A 16,282-nucleotide genomic window follows, 5' to 3' on the forward strand; every position below is an offset into this window, starting at 1 on the left:
CGATGGCACAGGACTCAGACGGTGGCGGGCAGCAGCTTCTCGGGCTCGGGCTGGGTGATGACCACCAGGTCGCCGTCCTTGACGTCCACGGTGACCTTGCCGCCGTTGGCCAGCTGGCCGAACAGCAGTTCGTCGGCGAGCGGGCGCTTGATCTTGTCCTGCAGCAGGCGGGCCATCGGGCGCGCGCCCATCTGCGGGTCGAAGCCGTGCTCGGCCAGCCACTGCCGCGCCTCGGGCGTGGCCGACAGGCTCACGTGCTTCTCGTGCAGCTGCGCCTCGAGTTCGATCAGGAACTTGTCCACCACGCGCAGGATGTGGTCCATGCCCAGCGCACCGAACTGGATGATGGCATCCAGGCGGTTGCGGAACTCCGGCGTGAAGGCCTTGCGGATCACCTCCATCGCGTCGCTGGTGTGGTTCTGCTCGACGAAGCCCATCGTGCGGCGGGCCGCCTGCGAGGCACCGGCATTGGTGGTCATCACCAGCACCACGTTGCGGAAGTTGGCCTCGCGCCCGTTGGTGTCGGTGAGCACGCCGCGGTCCATGACCTGCAGCAGGATGTTGAACACGTCCGGGTGTGCCTTCTCGATCTCGTCGAGCAGCAGCACGCAGTGCGGCGTCTTCACGATCTTCTCGGTCAGCAGGCCGCCCTGGTCGAAGCCGACGTAGCCCGGGGGCGCGCCGATCAGGCGGCTGACCGAATGCGACTCCATGTACTCGGACATGTCGAAGCGCACCAGCTCGATGCCCAGCTGCATCGCCAGCTGCTTGGTGACCTCGGTCTTGCCCACGCCGGTGGGGCCGGCGAACAGGAAGTTGCCGATCGGCTTGTCGGGATTGGCCAGGCCCGAGCGCGCGAGCTTGATCGCCGAGACCAGGGTCTCGATCGACGGATCCTGGCCGAAGATCACCATCTTCAGGTTGCGCTCGAGGTTCTGCAGCACGTCCTTGTCGGAGGCGCTGACCTGCTTGGCCGGGATGCGGGCCATCTTCGAGACGATCAGCTCGATTTCCTCGACGTCCACCACCTGCTTGCGCTTGTCGGCGTCGAGCAGGCGCTGGCGGGCGCCGGCCTCGTCGATCACGTCGATGGCCTTGTCGGGCAGCAGGCGGTCGTTGATGTGCTTCACCGAGAGGTCGACCGCGGCCTGGATGGCGTCGGAGGCGTACTCGACGTCGTGGTGGGCCTCGAAGCGGGTCTTGAGGCCGTTGAGAATGGCCACCGCCTCGGCGATGGTCGGCTCGACCACGTCGATCTTCTGGAAGCGGCGGGCCAGCGCGCGGTCCTTCTCGAACACGCCGCGGTATTCCTGGAACGTGGTCGAGCCGATGCAGCGCAGCTCGCCGTTCTGCAGCACCGGCTTGATCAGGTTGGACGCATCCATGGTGCCGCCCGAGGCCGAGCCGGCGCCGATGATGGTGTGGATCTCGTCCACGAACAGGATCGCGCCCGGCTCCTTTTTAATCTGCTGGATGACGGCCTTCAGCCGCTTCTCGAAGTCGCCGCGGTACTTGGTGCCGGCCACCAGCGCGCCCAGGTCGAGCGAGTAGATGACAGCGTCCTTGAGCACGGCCGGCACGCGGCCCTCCACGATGCGCCAGGCCAGTCCCTCGGCCAGCGCGGTCTTGCCCACGCCGGCTTCGCCGACGTAGAGCGGGTTGTTCTTGCGGCGGCGGCAGAGCACCTGGATGGTGCGCTCGACCTCGTCCTCGCGGCCGATCAGCGGATCGATCTTGCCTTCCTTCGCCAGCTCGTTGAGGTTGGCGGCGAACTCCTGCAGCGGGTTGCCCTTGGCCTCGCCGCCCTCCTCGCCCTCGGGCTTGGCTTCCGGCGCCGGCTTCTCCTCGGGGCCGTCGCCGATCTTGGCGATGCCGTGCGAGAGGTAATTGACCACGTCGAGGCGGGTGATTTCCTGCTGGTTGAGGAAATACACGGCGTGCGAGTCTTTCTCGCCGAAGATCGCCACCAGCACGTTCGCGCCGGTGACTTCCTTCTTGCCCGAGGACTGCACGTGGTAGACGGCGCGCTGCAGCACGCGCTGGAAGCCCAGCGTGGGCTGGGTGTCGCGCGGGTCGTCGGCCGGCAGCACCGGCACGGTGTCGGCGATGATCTGGCGCAGCCCCGTGGCCAGCTTCGGCTGGTCGGCGCCGCAGGCCTTGAGCACGCCGGCCGCCGAGGGGTTGTCCAGCAGGGCCAGCAGCAGGTGCTCGACCGTCATGAACTCATGGCGGGCTTCGCGGGCCTGCTTGTAGCACTGGCCGATGGTGTACTCGAGGTCCTTGCTGAACATGGGGCGTCTCCGGAACGTTTGCTCCGTTATGGGGCCAGCCTAGGTCTTTTCCATGGTGCACAACAGGGGGTGCTGGTGTTCCCGGGAAAAGTCGTTGACTTGCGTCACCTTCGATTCAGCCACCTCGCGCGTGTAGACACCGCAAACGCCCTTGCCGCGGGTGTGCACCTGGAGCATGACCTGGGTGGCCTTCTCCCGGTTCATGGCGAAGAAGGTCTGCAGGACCTCGACCACGAAGTCCATGGGCGTGAAATCGTCGTTCAGCAGCAGCACCTGGTAGAGCGGCGGGCGCAGGACTTCCGGGCGCGAGGCCTCGATGGCGAGGCCGCGTTCGTGTCCGTGTTCGGGATGGGGGTCTTGGGGCATGCCAGCAGTATAAATCGGGGCGGGTGGGCGCGGCGGCAAGACCGTCATCACGGCGTGGACGCCACACGGCCTTTGCGCCGACAATGGCCTCGCCGGTTCGCCGGCCCCCTTGCCCAAGGAAGTCCGATGCGCCTGCGCGCCGCCCGCCACGTCGTCGCCCTGCCCGCCCGCCCACCCGTCGCGACCGGCGAGGGCGCGCCTTGAGCTATCGCAGCGGTCGCTTCTGGCAGCCCGACGTCACCGTCGCCACCGTGGTGGTGCGCGAAGGCCGGCTGTTGGTGGTGGAGGAGCAGGTGCGCGGCGAGCGCGTGATCAACCAGCCCGCCGGCCACCTCGAGCCCGACGAAAGCCTGCTTGAAGCCGCCCGCCGCGAAACGCTCGAGGAAACCGGGTGGGACGTCACCCTGACGGCCTTCATCGGCGCCTACCAGTGGAAGGCACCGGCCGACGGCCGCCATTTCCTGCGCATGGCCTTCGCCGCCGAGCCGCTGCGTCACTACCCGGAGCGGCCGCTGGACGACGGCATCCTGCAGGCGCTGTGGCTGACCCCGGCCGAACTGGCGGCCGAGTCGGCGCGCCACCGCAGCCCGCTGGTGTGGCAGGTGGTCGAGGACTTCCTGGCCGGCCGCCGGTTCCCGCTGCAGGTCCTGAACCACACCGCATGAGCCCCGCGCGCGTCATCGTCGGCCTGTCCGGCGGCGTCGATTCCTCGGTCGCCGCGCTGCTGCTGCAGCGGCAGGGCGAGTCGATCGGCGGGCTGTTCATGCAGAACTGGGATGAAGAGGGCGATTCCGGCTGCCGCGCGGAAGACGACCGGCGCGACGCGCTCGGCATCGCCGGCCGGCTCGGCATTCCCTTCCACGCGCGCAACTTCGCCCGGGAGTACTGGGCGGGCGTGTTCGAGCACTTCCTGGCCGAGTACCGCGCCGGGCGCACGCCCAACCCGGACGTGTTGTGCAACCGCGAGATCAAGTTCAAGACCTTCCTCGACGAAGCCCGGGCCCTGGGCGCGGAGAAGATCGCCACCGGCCACTATGCCCGCGTCGCCCACCGCGACGGCCGCTGGCAGCTGCTGCGCGGCGTCGACCAGGACAAGGACCAGAGTTACTTCCTGCACCAGCTGGGCCAGGACCAGCTGGCGGCGACCCTGTTCCCGGTCGGCGACCTGCCGAAGTCCGAGGTCCGGCGCCTGGCGGCCGAGGCCGGCCTGCCCACGGCGAAGAAGAAGGATTCCACTGGCATCTGCTTCATCGGCGAGCGCGACTTCCGCGAGTTCCTTGGCCAGTACCTGCCGGCGCAGCCGGGTGAGATCCGCAGCGTGGACGGCGCGGTGGTCGGGCGGCATTCGGGCGTCTGGTACTACACGCTGGGCCAGCGCGAGGGCCTGCAGGTCGGCGGCGTGCGCGGCCGGCCGGCGGCACCGTGGTTCGTGGTTGGCAAGGACGTGGCGCGCAATGTGCTGTTCGTGGACCAGGGCACGGACAGCCCCTGGCTGCTGTCCACCCGGCTTTGGACCGAGCCCGCGCACTGGATCGCCGGCGCGCCGCCGGCCGGGCCGTTCCAATGCACGGCCAAGACGCGCTACCGCCAGCCCGACCAGACCTGCGAGGTGCGGGTGGACGCGGACTTGTCGCTTTCCGTAGCCTTCGCCGTCCCGCAGCGCGCGGTCACGCCGGGACAATCCCTGGTCCTGTACCGTGGCGAAGAATGCCTGGGCGGTGCGGTGATCGCCCGCACCGATGCCCCCACGATCGAAATGAAGACCCCCGACGCATGAAGGATCGCGCCCTAGCCCTTGCCGGCCTGCTCCAGGCCGTGCAGCTCGTACAGCAGATGGCCCAGACCGGCCAGGCCGAATCAGCGCCGCTGTCGGCCTGCATCGAAAGCCTGTTCCGGTTCGACGCCGAGTCGCCGGAGGCGGTGTACGACGGCGCGGCCAACCTGGCGCCCGGCCTGCGCCGCCTCATCGGCCAGCTGGAGGGTGGCACCGGCCGCGACCCGGCCCTGACCCGCATGGCCATGACGGTGCTGCACCTCGAGCGCAGCTTCATGCGCCACGGTTCCGCGCCCCAGGCCGTGCACGACGGCCTGGAGCAGATTGGCCGCCAGCGCGAGCATTTCGGTCCGACCCACGCGACCGTGCTGGCCCGGCTGGGCGAGCTCTACGCCAAGGAAGTCAGCCCGGTGGGCCCGCGCGTGCTGGTACAGGGCAATCCGGTCTACCTGGGCCAGCCCGACCTGGTTGGCGAAGTGCGCGCCACCCTGCTCGCCGCGCTGCGCGCCGCGGTGCTGTGGCGCCAGCTCGGCGGCAGCTACTGGGACTTCCTGTTCGGCCGCCGCGCGATGGTGCAGGCGGCCAGCGACTGGCTCGGCGGCACGCGCTGAGCGAGCGCCGCGCCGTCCCCGGAGCGGACGGCGGGGTATGGTTTGGGGCATAATACGGGGCTGACGCGGCTGCCTTGCGCGCCACTCCCAGCCCCTCTTCCAAGCCCCGGAGCCTGTCCATGAGCGACTCCTTCGCCACCCGCGACCAATTGGCCGTCAACGGCACGTCCTACACCTTCTTCAGCCTGGCCAAGCTGGGCCAGCGCTTCGACCTCAAGCGCCTGCCGTACTCGATGAAGATCCTGCTCGAGAACCTGCTGCGCTGCGAGGACGGCGGCATGACCGTCGGCAAGGAGCACATCGAGGCCGTGGCCAACTGGGACGCGAAGGCGGAGCCGGACACCGAAATCGCCTTCATGCCGGCGCGCGTGGTGCTGCAGGACTTCACCGGCGTGCCCTGCGTGGTCGACCTGGCCGCGATGCGCGACGCCGTGGTCAAGCTCGGCGGCAACGCCGACCAGATCAACCCGCTGATCCCGTCCGAGCTGGTCATCGACCACTCGGTGCAGGTGGACGTGTTCGGCAAGCCCGAGGCGCTCGACCTCAACGGCAAGATCGAGTTCGAGCGCAACCAGGAGCGCTACAGCTTCCTGCGCTGGGGCCAGAAGGCCTTCGACAACTTCAAGGTGGTGCCGCCCAACACCGGCATCGTCCACCAGGTCAACCTCGAGCACCTGGCGCGCGTGGTGATGGAGCGCGAGATCGACGGCGTGAAGTACGCCTTCCCGGACACCGTGTTCGGCACCGACTCGCACACCACCATGATCAACGGCATCGGCGTGCTGGGCTGGGGCGTCGGCGGCATCGAGGCCGAGGCCGCGATGCTGGGCCAGCCGAGCTCGATGCTGATCCCGCAGGTCGTTGGCTTCCGCCTCACCGGCAAGCTGCCCGAGGGCGCCACCGCCACCGACCTGGTGCTCACGGTGACCCAGATGCTGCGCAAGCACGGCGTGGTCGGCAAGTTCGTCGAGTTCTTCGGCGACGGCCTGGACCACCTGCCGCTGGCCGACCGCGCCACCATCGCCAACATGGCCCCGGAATACGGCGCCACCTGCGGCATCTTCCCGGTGGACGAGGAATCGCTGAACTACCTGCGCCTCTCCGGCCGCAGCGACGAGCAGGTCGCGCTGGTGAAGGCCTATGCCCAGGCCCAGGGCCTGTGGCGCACCCCGGGCCAGCCGGAGGCCGAGTACAGCGCCGTGCTGCAGCTGGACATGTCCGAAGTGCTGCCCTCCCTGGCCGGCCCGAAGCGCCCGCAGGACCGCGTGCTGCTGACCGACATGAAGGCCAACTTCAACGCCAACCTCGGCGCGCTCACCGCCAACCGCAAGTCGAAGAACGGCGACGTGGCGCGCATGGATTCCGAAGGCGGCCATCAGGAGCAAGCCGACAAGCTCGCGTCCAAGCCGAAGTCAAAGATCCGCATCAAGGACCAGGACGCGCACCTGACCGACGGCTCGGTGGTGATCGCCGCCATCACCTCCTGCACCAACACCTCGAACCCGGCGGTGATGCTGGGCGCCGGCCTGCTGGCGCGCAACGCGGTCGCCAAGGGCCTCACCACCGCGCCGTGGGTGAAGACCTCGCTGGGCCCGGGCTCGCTGGTGGTCACCGATTACCTCAAGAAGGCCGGCGTGCTCGACGACCTCGAGCAGCTGGGCTTCCACGTGGTCGGCTACGGCTGCACCACCTGCATCGGCAACTCTGGCCCGTTGCCCGAGGAAGTCTCCAAGGGCATCGCCGAAAACGACCTGGTGGTCACCTCGGTGCTCTCGGGCAACCGCAACTTCGAGGGCCGCGTGCACGCCGAAGTGAAGATGAACTACCTGGCCTCGCCGCCGCTGGTGGTCGCCTACGCCATCGCCGGCACCACCGACATCGACCTCAGCACCGAGCCGCTGGGCACGGGCAAGGACGGCCAGCCGGTGTACCTGAAGGACATCTGGCCGACCAACAAGGAAATCGGCGACTTCATCGCGCGCACCGTCGGCCCGGAGATGTTCAAGGCCAACTACGCCAACGTGTTCGCCGGCGACACCCGCTGGAACCAGATCGCCTCGCCGGACGGCGCCAAGTTCGCCTGGGACGATGCGTCCACCTACATCAAGAACCCGCCCTACTTCGACGGCATGCAGATGTCGGTGGGCAGCATCGCCGACATCAACGGCGCGCGCGTGATGGGCGTGTTCGGCGACTCGATCACCACCGACCACATCAGCCCGGCCGGCAACATCAAGGCCAGCTCGCCCGCGGGCAAGTTCCTGCAGGCGCGCGGCGTGCAGCCGGCCGACTTCAACAGCTACGGTTCGCGCCGCGGCAACGACGACGTGATGGTGCGCGGCACCTTCGCCAACATCCGCATCAAGAACCTGATGCTGGGCGGCGAGGAGGGCGGCAACACCATCCACTACCCGTCGGGCGAGAAGCTGGCGATCTACGACGCGGCCATGAGGTACAAGGCCGAGGGCGTGCCGCTGGTGGTGTTCGCCGGCAAGGAATACGGCACCGGCTCGTCGCGCGACTGGGCGGCCAAGGGCACCAACCTGCTGGGCGTCAAGGCGGTCGTGGCCGAGAGCTTCGAGCGCATCCACCGCTCCAACCTGGTCGGCATGGGCGTGCTGCCCTGCCAGTTCCTGGAGGGCCAGAACGCACAGACGCTGGGCCTGAAGGGCGACGAGGTGGTGTCGGTCACCGGCCTCGAGGACGGCGCCGCCAAGCTGGCCACCGTGGTGGCCAAGCGCCCGGATGGCACCGAGCTGCGCTTCCAGGTGCAGGTGCTGCTGCTGACGCCCAAGGAAGTCGAGTACTTCCGCCACGGCGGCATCCTGCACTACGTACTGCGCCAGCTGGCCAGCCGCAAGGCCGCCTGACCGCGCCTCCTGCAGGAGGGACTTCAGTCCCGAAGCCTTTCGTCGGAAAGCTTCGGGACTGAAGGCCCTCCTACATTTTTTCCAGGGCTACAGGGCCTCTTCCCACTCGGCGGAGATCAGCCGCCACTCGCCGCCGTCCAGCCGCCAGCCGGTCCGGACGCGATACACCTGTGCGCTGTCGGGCAGGAAGCCGTCGCCACCGGCGGTAGCCGCGGTGAACTCCACGCGGGCGCGCTCGCCCACCAGCTCGACGTCCAAGGGCCCGAGCGTCACCCCGACCTCGCGGTTGCGCAGCCAGACGAGGGCGACATAGCGCCGGAACTGGTCCCGGTCCATGTTGCCCGGCCCGGCGAAATCCTCGGCGAAGGCCTCCACCAGCGCCTCCGCGTCGCGGCCCTCGGCGGCCGCCTCCATCGAAGCAATGGTGGCCCGAAGCGCCTCCTCGGGCGGGGTCCGGGAGCACCCCGCCACCAGCACGATCAGCACCGCCGACAGGCATGTGATGACTGCGCGAAACCATACGCCCGCTGCCTTGCCTGTCCTTGGGGGGTATGCTCCAATCGAGTGAATACTCCAATCCGGCACCGGGCCCTGCCCTGCGGCCCGGCGCGGATGGCAGCCATCATTCAACGGGGGGTTTTTCATGGGTTCCGAGCGTCCTTGGCTGGCGAATTATCCGAAGGGCATCCCGGCGGAAGTCGACCTGGAGAAATACCCTTCGATCGTGTCGGTGCTCAACGAAGCCTGCCGCGACTACCGCGCCAATCCCGCGTTCGCCAACTTCGGCAAGGTCATCACCTACGCCGAGGTCGACCGGCTTAGCACCCAGTTCGCAAACTACCTCCTGCACGAGCTCAAGCTCAAGAAGGGCGACCGCGTCGCCCTGATGATGCCGAACGTGCTGCAGTACCCGATCGCGATCTTCGGCGTGCTGCGCGCCGGCCTCACGGTCGTGAACACCAACCCGATGTACACCCCGCGCGAACTCAAGCACCAGCTCGTGGATTCCGGCGCCAGCGCCATCGTGGTACTGGAGAACTTCGCGCACGTGGTGGCCGACGTCGTCGCCGAGACCCCGATCAAGCAGGTGCTGGTGACCGGCGTGGGCGACATGCTGGGCTTCCCGAAGGGAAACCTCATCAACTTCGTGCTGCGCCACGTCAAGAAGCAGGTGCCCGACTACGACCTGCCCGGCGCCATCCGCTTCGGCCAGGCCGTGGCGATGGGTGCGAAGCACCAGCTGCCGGACATCGACATCCGCGGCCATGACATCGCCTTCCTGCAGTACACCGGCGGCACCACCGGCGTCGCCAAGGGCGCGATGCTGACCCACCGCAACCTGGTGGCGAACATGCAGCAGTCGTCGATGTGGCTGGGTTCGAACGCCAAGCCCGGCCACGAGGTCATCATCACCGCGCTGCCGCTCTACCACATCTTTGCGTTGACGGCGAACTGCCTGGTCTTCATGAAGTTCGGCGGCCTCAACCACCTCATCACCAACCCGCGCGACATGAAGGGCTTCGTGGCGGAGCTGAGCAAGATCCCGTTCACCGCCATCACCGGCGTCAACACGCTCTTCAACGGCCTGCTCAACACGCCTGGCTTCGACAAGGTCGATTTCTCGCACATGCACCTTTCGCTGGGCGGCGGCATGGCCGTGCAGCGCGCGGTGGCCGAGCGCTGGAAGAAGGTCACCGGCATCACCCTGGTCGAGGCCTACGGCCTCACCGAGACTTCGCCCGCGGCCTGCATGAACCCGATGGACCTGCAGGACTTCAACGGCGCGATCGGCCTGCCGATCCCGTCCACCGACGCCTGCGTCAAGGACGATGCCGGCAAGCAGCTGCCGGTCGGGGAAGTCGGCGAGCTCTGCATCCGCGGGCCCCAGGTCATGGCCGGCTACTGGCAGCGGCCCGAGGAAACGGCCAAGGTCATCGACGCCGAGGGCTGGCTGCACACCGGCGACATGGCGAAGATGGATGCCGGCGGCTTCTTCTACATCGTCGACCGCAAGAAGGACATGATCCTGGTCTCGGGCTTCAACGTGTACCCGAACGAGGTCGAGGACGTGATCGCGCTGATGCCCGGCGTGCTGGAAGTGGCCGCGGTGGGCGTGCCGGACGACAAGTCCGGCGAGGCGGTCAAGGTGGTCATCGTCAAGAAGGACCCGGCGCTCACCGCCGACCAGGTCCGGGCTTTCTGCAAGGAGAACCTCACCGGCTACAAGCAGCCGCGCGTGGTCGAGTTCCGGACCGAACTGCCCAAGTCGAACGTGGGCAAGATCCTGCGCCGGGAACTGCGCGACGCCCCCAAGCCGGCCGCCTGAATCCGGCCGTCCTCCCGATGCCCCGGCGGGCCGCCCCGCGGCGACCCCCCGGGCCCGCACGCGGTCGCCGGCCGGAGATGAGAAAGCTCTTAGGCCCGCACAACACGGTCTGAATTTCGGGTGTAGCATGGCCCGGCCGCCCTTGCGTTTTCCGACGTTAGCGTGTAGGGCGACGCCCCCTACCCTTGCCCGGAGATCCGCCATGTCCATGTCCATCGTCGAAAGCATCAACCGCGACCCCAGCTTCAGCCTGATCGAGCACAAGTCCGAGTCGGAGGCCGGCATCGAGTGGTGCTACATGCACCAGACGCCCCGCCCTGGCTACCGCCCCTGCTTCTCCGAACCGCTGCTGGTCGAGCTGCGCGAATGCCAGCGCCAGATCGCCGCACGCATGGCCAACGAGCCGGCGAGCAACGGCGAGATCCGGCACCTGGTGCTGGCCTCGAAGGCCGACGTCTTCAACCTCGGCGGCGACCTCGAACTGTTCAGCCGCCTGATCCGCACCGGTGACCGCGCCCGCCTGCTGGCCTACGCCCAGCTTTGCGTTTCGGTGGCCTTCCACTTCGCGCGCCTGGCCGACGACCGCGTGCACAGCATCGCGGTCGTGCAGGGCGATGCGCTCGGCGGCGGCTTCGAGGCGGCCCTGTGCTGCCACACGATCATCGCCGAGGAAGGCACCGGCATGGGCTTCCCCGAGGTGCTGTTCGACCTCTTCCCCGGCATGGGCGCCTACACCTTCCTGTCGCGCCGGGTCACGCCCGCACAGGCCGAGCGGATGATGCTGGACGGCAACATCTATTCGAGCGAGGAGCTCTACCGAATGGGGGTGGTGGACATGCTGGTGCCCCGCGGCGAAGGCCTGCAGGCCGCACGCGAACTGGTGCGCCGCCGGCGCCGGATGGGCAACGCGCTGCGCTCGCTCAACACCGTGCGCGCCACCTGCAACCCGGTCAGCCTGGATGAACTGATGAGCGTGACCGCCACCTGGGTGGACGCCGCCATGCGCCTGAGCGAGCGCGGCCTGCAGAACATGGAGCGGCTGGTGCGCGCGCAGAAGCGCCGCGTCGGCGAAGCCCCGGGCCTGCGCCAGGTGATCTGACCGGTCTGACTGGGGTGGCCGCCGTGCAAGGGCGGCGGCCACCGCTTTCCCGGACTCAGCCGGACTCGTGGTCCGGCGGCCGGGAAGCCTCCCCTTGCGGCTGGGCGGCGATGCGCACCAGCTCGCGGCGAACCTGCTCCGCCGTGGCTTCCAGCATCGAACCCAGCATCCCCAGGTAGCGACGCCATTCCTTGGCGAGCACCGCATCGCTGGCGCGCATGATCTCGGTGCTGCGCTCGACCAGCGCCTGGGCCCCGATGTTCTCCGACACGCCCTTGAGCGCATGCGCGGCCTCGCGCACCGCCTCCCACTTGGACGTCGCGGCGCCGCGTTCGGCCTCGGCCAGGCAGCGGCTGGCGTCGCGCAGGCACTGGTCCACGAAGTCGTCCAGGAAATCCTTGCCCAGGCCCATGCCGGCGAGCTCCTCTAGCACGTCGGTGCGCAGGGTCGGCACCAGGCGGTCCTTGCGGACCACGGTCGCCGGCTCTTCCTGGCCGCCGCCGGCGATCTCGGCCAGGGTCTCGAGCAGGCGCGAGGCCACCACCGGCTTGGTGAGGAAGGTGTAGGCACCCGCGGCCTCGGCGTCGCGCACCGCATCCACCGTGGCGTCGGCGCTGAGCACCAGGATCGGCGTGCGCGGGCCACCCGCCTGCATCACCCGTGCCTGCTTGATGACCTCCAGGCCGTCCATCACCGGCATGTGCAGGTCGACGATGGCGGCGTCGATGGTCTCTTCCTCCAGCCGCTCCAGCGCCTGCTCGCCGTTCTCGGCGAACAGGGTGGAATGGCCGGCGCGCTCGAGCAGGCGCTGCAGCACCAGCCGGTTGGCCGGCTGGTCGTCGGCGACCAGGATGCGCAGCGGCCGCACCCGCGCGCGGTGGCGGACGAAGGGATCGTCGAAAGCGATGATCTTGCCGCCGCCGGCCGGCGCCGCCACCTCGGGCGCTTCGGCGACCCGGAACTCGAGGTCCAGCCAGAAGTGGGTGCCGCCGCCCGGGTTGTCCTCGACGGCGATGTTGCCGCCCAGCAGTTCGGTCAGCGTCTTGGCGATCGTGGTGCCCAGGCCGGTGCCGCCGAAGCGACGGGTGGGCCCGCCATCCACCTGCTCGAAGGCCGTGAAGATGCGCGTCTTGGCCTCGTCCGGGATGCCGATGCCGGTGTCGCGCACGGAGAAACGCAGGCCAATCGTGTCACCCTTGCGCTCGCGCACCTGCACCTCGAGCTGCACGCTGCCGGCCTCGGTGAACTTGATCGCGTTGTGCACCAGGTTGAGCAGGATCTGGCTCAGGTGGCCGACATCACCGTGCAGCCGTGCCGGCAGCTCGTCGGGCAGGTCGATGTTGAATTGCAGGTTCTTGCCCGCCGCCATCGGCTGCAGCATGGTGCGTATGCGCCGCGCCAGCTCGCGCGGCGCGAACTCGCTGTCCTGGCGCTTGAGCTTGCCGGCCTCGATGGCCGAGATGTCGAGCACGTCTTCCACCAGCAGCAGCAGCGACTGCGCCGAGGTGTGGATGACGTCGGCGCATTCGCGCTGCTCCGGCGCCAGCCGCGTGCTGGAGAGCAGCTCGGCCATGCCGATGATGCCGTTGAGCGGCGACCGGAACTCGTGGCTCATGTTGGCCAGGAAGCGGCTCTTGGCGGCGTTGGCGCGCCGCGCCTCCTCGCCGGCCCGGCGCAGGTCGCGCAGCAGGCTGATCAGGTAGCCGGGGATCGCCACCAGTCCCACCAGCAGGCCCCAGGCCAGGTAGGGGTTCTGCTGCCAGTAGGGCGTGAACTGGATGATGCTCAGGAACGTGAGCGTCGCCAGCCCCATCGCCGCGAACAGGTAGTGGGTGCCGTAGCGCAGGCCATTGCCCACCGTGACCCACATGATGATCACGTACAGCGGCGCCAGCACTTCGCCCTTTACGATCATCATCGCCGCGAGCGTGCCGTAGTCGGCCAGCATGCCGATCACGCGCCGCGTGTGCGACACGCCCGGCGAGATCACGATCGCGATCACCAGTCCCAGGCCGAGCAAGGTCTCGGCCAGCAGGATCAGCACGCTCAGGCGCACCTCGTCCCCGGCGCCGGCACTGCTGGCCACGCCCGCGAGGTAGAGCAGCAGCATCGCCGCGATGACCAGCCGCACCAGCGCCTGCGCGTGCTCGCTGTCGGGGCGGTTGGCGAAGGCGCGGATCATCGCGTCGAGGGGCGGCAGGCCTGGTGGGCCGTTGGCTGGCTCAGGCGACGGCCTGGGCCGGCGCGAAGTAGCGGTGGATTTCCTCGATGCGCTCACGGCGCGCCAGCACCGCGTCCACCACCGCCGGGTCGAACTGCAGGCCGGACTGCGACCTCACGTAATCGAAGGCGGCCGCCAGGGTCCAGGGCTCCTTGTAGGGGCGCGGCGTGGTCAGGGCGTCGAACACGTCGACCACCGCGACGATGCGCGCCGGCAACGGGATGGCTTCACCCTGCAGGCCGTCGGGATAGCCGGCGCCGTCCCAGCGCTCGTGGTGGTGCCGGGCGATCGAGGCGCCCACCTGCACGAACCGGCTGCTGGAATCGCTGAGGATCTCGTAGCCCAGGCGCGGATGCTGCTTGGCCTGCTCATACTCGGCGGCCTCGAGCTTGCCGGGCTTGAGCAGGATGGCGTCGGACACGCCCAGCTTGCCGATGTCGTGCAGCGGCGCCGCCAGTTCGATCATCTTGACCTCGTCCTCGGGCAGGCCCATGGCCTCGGCGATCAGCGCCGAGATGCGCGCCATGCGCTCGAAGTGGTTGCCCGAGCTGCCGTCGCGGAAGGCCGTGGCCTTGGCCAGGCGATGCAACACTTCGCGCTCGCGCTCGTCGAGCTCGTGCATGCGGGCGAGCAGCTGGCGCTCGAGTTCGTGCGCGCGCGACTTGAGGTTTTGCTGCTGCTGGCGCAGGGCCAGCAGGTTGCGGCAGCGCGAACGCAGTTCGCGCGGGCGCACCGGCTTGACCAGGAAATCAATGACGCCGGCCTCGAGCGCGGCGTTGCGGATCGGCTCGTCGCCGACCACGGTGATCAGGATGATCGGCACGTCGCGGTGCGAAAGCGGGCGGCGGAAGCGGCGGGCGAACTCCAGCCCGTCGAGCTTGGGCATGCGGTAGTCGAGCAGCAGCAGGTCGGGCGAGCTGCGCTGGGACCACAGCAGGGCTTCGACCGGATCCCCGAAGTCGGTGACTTTTACCTCGGGACTGATGTCCTCCAGCAAGTGGCGGAACATCGTCCGCTGGGAAGGCTGGTCATCGACGATCAGTACGTTCACTTGGAGCTCCCGGGTGCGCACACCGTGATTGCCGCGGGGACCCGCGGCTCGACCCCAGCTTACTCCCGGTATTTCAGCCCCGGCAAGGTGTTAGCGGGGCTTCTTTGTCCAGTGCGCTAGGACCTTCTCAGGCCTCGGGGCGCATGTACGGGAAAAGAAGGACGTCCCGGATGGAGGCGGAATCGGTGATCAGCATGACCAGCCGGTCGATGCCGATGCCCAGCCCGCCGGTCGGGGCCATGCCGTACTCCAGCGCACGGATGTAGTCGGCGTCGAAGTGCATGGCCTCGTCGTCACCGCCGTCCTTGGCCTCGACCTGGGCCAGGAACCGGGCCTTCTGGTCCTCGGGGTCGTTGAGCTCGGAGAAGCCATTGGCGATCTCGCGACCGCCGACGAACAGCTCGAAGCGGTCGGTCAGGCCCGGGTCCTTGTCGCTGGCGCGGGCCAGCGGGCTGACTTCCACCGGGTGGTCGGTGATGAAGGTCGGCTGCACCAGGGTGTGCTCGACGGTCTTCTCGAAGATCTCCAGCAGCAGTTTGCCCCAGCCGTAGCTGGCCTTGAACTTGATGCCCAGGCGCTGGCAATGCGCGCGCATCGCGTCCAAGTCGCGCAGGTCCCCGCGCATGATCTCCGGGTTGTGCTCGAGCACGGCGTCGGTCATGGACCAACGGCGGAAGGCCGGACCCAGGTCGATGGCCATCCCCTCCCATTGCAGCGCGGCGGTTCCGCGCGCCTTCACCGCCACGTCGCGGATCAGGCCTTCGGTCAGGTCCATCACCTCGTGGTAGGTGGCGTAGGCCTCGTACAGCTCCAGCATCGTGAACTCGGGGTTGTGCCGGGTGGACACGCCCTCGTTGCGGAAGTTGCGGTTGATCTCGTACACGCGCTCCATGCCGCCGACCACCAGGCGCTTGAGGTAGAGCTCGGGCGCGACGCGCAGGTACAGGTCCAGGCCCAGCGCGTTGTGGTGGGTGGTGAAGGGCTTGGCCGTGGCGCCACCGGGGATGTAATGCATCATCGGCGTCTCCACTTCCAGGAAGCGGCGGGCGTCGAGCCAGGCACGCATCGCCGAGACGATGCGCGAGCGCTGCACGAATACCTCGCGCGCCTCCGGGTTCATCACCAGGTCGACGTAGCGCATGCGGTAGCGCTGCTCGACGTCGGCCAGGCCGTGGAACTTGTCCGGCAGCGGCCGCAGCGACTTGGTCAGCAGGCGCAGCGAAGCGACCTTCACGGACAGCTCGCCGGTGCGGGTGCGGGTCAGGCCACCGGTGACGGCGATGATGTCGCCGACGTCCCAACCCTTGAAGGCGTCGTAGCCCTCGCCCAGGTCGCTGCCCTGCAGGTAGAGCTGGATGCGGCCGCTCATGTCCTGGATCTGCGCGAAGCTGGCCTTGCCCATCACGCGCTTGGCCATCAGGCGGCCCGCGATGGCGACGGTGCGGTCCAGCATCTCGAGCTTTTCCGCGGTCCATCCGTCCTTGTCGGCGAACTCGGCCTGCAGGTCGCCGGCGTAGTCGGCGCGCTGGAAGTCGTTCGGGAAGGCGATGCCCTGCCCGCGCAGCGCCGTGAGTTTCGCACGGCGCTCGGCGATCAGGGTGTTTTCGTCGGCGGCGGCGGGGGCGGCTGGTTGGGTCATGGCGTGGCTTGGACCGGAGGTGGGGACAAGGAGC

General features: G+C 68.6%; 12 protein-coding genes. 6 read left to right on the forward strand and 6 right to left on the reverse strand.

The genetic code is table 11. The features are described 5' to 3' along the window. Positions 1–14: 14 nt before the first annotated feature. Both clpA and clpS read right to left on the reverse strand, forming a co-directional pair. Positions 15–2,291: an ATP-dependent Clp protease ATP-binding subunit ClpA gene (clpA, locus tag Q0C12_RS04315; RefSeq protein WP_290886657.1), complete on the reverse strand. Its 2,277-nt coding sequence runs from the start codon at positions 2,289–2,291 to the stop codon at positions 15–17. 39 nt (positions 2,292–2,330) lie between these two features. Continuing rightward, complete coding sequence (gene clpS, locus Q0C12_RS04320; protein ID WP_290886660.1) at positions 2,331–2,657, reverse strand: ATP-dependent Clp protease adapter ClpS; 327 nt, start codon at positions 2,655–2,657, stop codon at positions 2,331–2,333. A 200-nt stretch (positions 2,658–2,857) separates the two neighbouring features. On the opposite strand from clpS, the gene Q0C12_RS04325 reads away from it, so the two are divergent. The 4 genes from Q0C12_RS04325 to acnA all read left to right on the forward strand — a co-directional run bounded on the left by Q0C12_RS04325 (position 2,858) and on the right by acnA (position 7,912). Then, positions 2,858–3,322, forward strand: a complete 465-nt coding sequence (locus Q0C12_RS04325; RefSeq protein ID WP_290886663.1) for an NUDIX hydrolase — start codon at positions 2,858–2,860, stop codon at positions 3,320–3,322. Next, positions 3,319–4,434 (forward strand): tRNA 2-thiouridine(34) synthase MnmA, encoded by a 1,116-nt coding sequence (mnmA, locus tag Q0C12_RS04330; protein WP_290886665.1) that lies wholly within the window; start codon positions 3,319–3,321, stop codon positions 4,432–4,434. The genes Q0C12_RS04325 and mnmA overlap by 4 nt, the downstream gene beginning before the upstream one ends. Next, positions 4,431–5,042, forward strand: coding sequence for a high frequency lysogenization protein HflD (gene hflD / locus Q0C12_RS04335; protein ID WP_290886668.1), 612 nt, complete (start codon positions 4,431–4,433; stop codon positions 5,040–5,042). The genes mnmA and hflD overlap by 4 nt, the downstream gene beginning before the upstream one ends. Before the next feature lie 119 nt (positions 5,043–5,161). After that, positions 5,162–7,912, forward strand: coding sequence for an aconitate hydratase AcnA (gene acnA, locus Q0C12_RS04340; protein WP_290886671.1), 2,751 nt, complete (start codon positions 5,162–5,164; stop codon positions 7,910–7,912). Positions 7,913–7,999: 87 nt separating this feature from the next. On the opposite strand, the gene Q0C12_RS04345 is transcribed toward acnA, so the two are convergent. After that, on the reverse strand, positions 8,000–8,326 hold the full coding sequence (locus tag Q0C12_RS04345; protein WP_290886674.1) for a nuclear transport factor 2 family protein: 327 nt from the start codon (positions 8,324–8,326) through the stop codon (positions 8,000–8,002). A gap of 229 nt (positions 8,327–8,555) precedes the next feature. Here Q0C12_RS04345 and Q0C12_RS04350 point away from each other — a divergent pair, with 229 nt between their 5' ends. Together Q0C12_RS04350 and Q0C12_RS04355 are read left to right on the forward strand one after the other, a co-directional pair. Then, positions 8,556–10,238: a long-chain fatty acid--CoA ligase gene (locus tag Q0C12_RS04350; RefSeq protein WP_290886677.1), complete on the forward strand. Its 1,683-nt coding sequence runs from the start codon at positions 8,556–8,558 to the stop codon at positions 10,236–10,238. Between the two features lie 202 nt (positions 10,239–10,440). Continuing rightward, a complete protein-coding gene (locus Q0C12_RS04355) occupies positions 10,441–11,337 on the forward strand; it encodes a crotonase/enoyl-CoA hydratase family protein (protein ID WP_290886679.1) in 897 nt (298 codons plus the stop codon). Positions 11,338–11,392: 55 nt separating this feature from the next. On the opposite strand, the gene Q0C12_RS04360 is transcribed toward Q0C12_RS04355, so the two are convergent. The 3 genes from Q0C12_RS04360 to lysS form a co-directional block, all read right to left on the reverse strand. After that, positions 11,393–13,519, reverse strand: coding sequence for an ATP-binding protein (locus Q0C12_RS04360; protein WP_290886681.1), 2,127 nt, complete (start codon positions 13,517–13,519; stop codon positions 11,393–11,395). 40 nt (positions 13,520–13,559) lie between these two features. After that, positions 13,560–14,609 (reverse strand): two-component system response regulator, encoded by a 1,050-nt coding sequence (locus tag Q0C12_RS04365; protein WP_290886684.1) that lies wholly within the window; start codon positions 14,607–14,609, stop codon positions 13,560–13,562. 127 nt (positions 14,610–14,736) lie between these two features. Then, positions 14,737–16,248, reverse strand: coding sequence for a lysine--tRNA ligase (gene lysS / locus Q0C12_RS04370; protein WP_290886687.1), 1,512 nt, complete (start codon positions 16,246–16,248; stop codon positions 14,737–14,739). Positions 16,249–16,282: the final 34 nt, after the last annotated feature.

The sequence above is a fragment of the Arenimonas sp. genome (assembly GCF_022842045.1).
In the GTDB taxonomy this organism is placed as follows: Bacteria; Pseudomonadota; Gammaproteobacteria; order Xanthomonadales; family Xanthomonadaceae; genus Arenimonas.